1 protein-coding gene is annotated in these 1,469 nt (G+C 44.6%); it reads left to right on the plus strand.

Features of this window, described 5'->3' with window-relative positions:
• Positions 1-90 precede the first annotated feature (90 nt).
• Positions 91-1,167: an IS110 family RNA-guided transposase gene (locus tag DRW42_RS28350; protein ID WP_113952221.1), complete on the plus strand. Its 1,077-nt coding sequence runs from the start codon at positions 91-93 to the stop codon at positions 1,165-1,167.
• The last annotated feature ends 302 nt before the right edge of the window (positions 1,168-1,469 follow it).

The following is a 1,469-nucleotide window of genomic DNA, read 5'->3' on the forward strand; positions in this document are numbered from 1 at the left end:
ATCAGTATCTATGTAATAAAAGTGATCTTAGTTCAAGTGGTCTTTAGCAGCCACAATTGTTAAATTTAAACAAACAAGAGAACTAAGATCATGACAAATTTAGCAGAAAAATTAGATTTTAGCGGTCATACGATAAGCTGTGGCATCGATGTGCACCTCAAAAGCTGGACTGTTTCACTCTATTTAGGGAAACAGTACCTGAAAAGCTTCGTCCAGTCACCTCCATCTGTTGAAGGGCTGTGGAATTTTCTTTCAACTAATTATCCACAAGCGCACTACGAATGCGCTTACGAAAGCGGTTTCTGTGGATTCTGGATACAGCGTGCTTTTGCTGCCCGGTCCGTAAACTGTATTGCGGTGAATGCTGCAGATGTTCCCCGGACGGATAAGGGCACCAAGAACAAAAACGACAGGAATGATTCCAGGCGGATAGCCGAAGCACTTCAGGCCGGGCAATTGGAAGGGGTTTATGTTCCTGACCCCGAACTTGAAGCCGACAGGCAGCTGGTGCGGCTCAACGAGCGATATAGTAATGACCTTACCAGGTCAAAAAACAGGATAAAGGGCCTTCTTCGTCTGATGGGGATTGAGATACCGCAGAGATTCGCAAAGGCCAATTGGAGTAAGGCATTTGTGGCATGGCTAAAAGAGGCCAGCTGTGGAGAGCCGAGCGTTCGCATCGTGCTGGACAGGCAGCTTTCTATAATGGAAGCCATCAGAACCCAAAAACTGGATACACTAAGAGAGATGCGGAAACTAATGGGTAAAGCACGCTATCATACTATCTCAAGGCTACTTTGCTCTATTCCGGGGATAGGCCCCGTAACAGCAGCTGTGCTGATTGTTGAAATCGGTGATATCTCCCGTTTTGAAAAATTCGACAGGCTCAATTCATTTGTAGGGTTATGCCCAATGCAGCATTCCACAGGCAAGAACGACAGAAAGGGAAGCATAACCACAAGACAGCACCGTCGCCTGAGGTATATGCTTGTCGAGGCTGCCTGGGTAGCAGTAAGAACAGATCCGGCCCTTACAATATGCTATAGCAGATGGACAGCAAGGGTTGGTGCCAGACGGGCCATAATCAAGATAGCGAGAAAACTGCTTTCCAGGGTAAGGCATGTCTGGAATGACCGGGCACCATATGTGAGCGGGCTTGTGAAATAAATAACAAAACTAGCTGTAAAGATATGATAGACTGCTTTCTAAACCATGCAGGGGGTAAACCTGCTTTAATCAGTGTGCGGCTATCTTTTAACCTGAGTTATTAATAAATACTTGCGGCAAATTTAAGACCGCTAATAGGAGGATATAGCTAAGTTTTATACCTTTATAAAAAAAGCTTCTGAGAGGCGTTAATTTAACTAAACAGATGCCGGAAATTCTCAGGACAGGGAACCTCTTTTGCCAATAAAAAAAGAAAAAGCTTCCAAAGCCACTTGAAAAGAGTTTTATTCATAGGAGGTTTA

The sequence above is a fragment of the Pedobacter miscanthi genome, assembly GCF_003315595.1.
Taxonomy (GTDB): domain Bacteria; phylum Bacteroidota; class Bacteroidia; order Sphingobacteriales; family Sphingobacteriaceae; genus Pedobacter; species Pedobacter miscanthi.

What these genes read in the sequence shown, in the direction of transcription:
- DRW42_RS28350 (WP_113952221.1), top strand. Translation starts at nt 91, where the DNA reads ATGACAAATTTAGCAGAAAAATTAGATTTTAGCGGTCATACGATAAGC.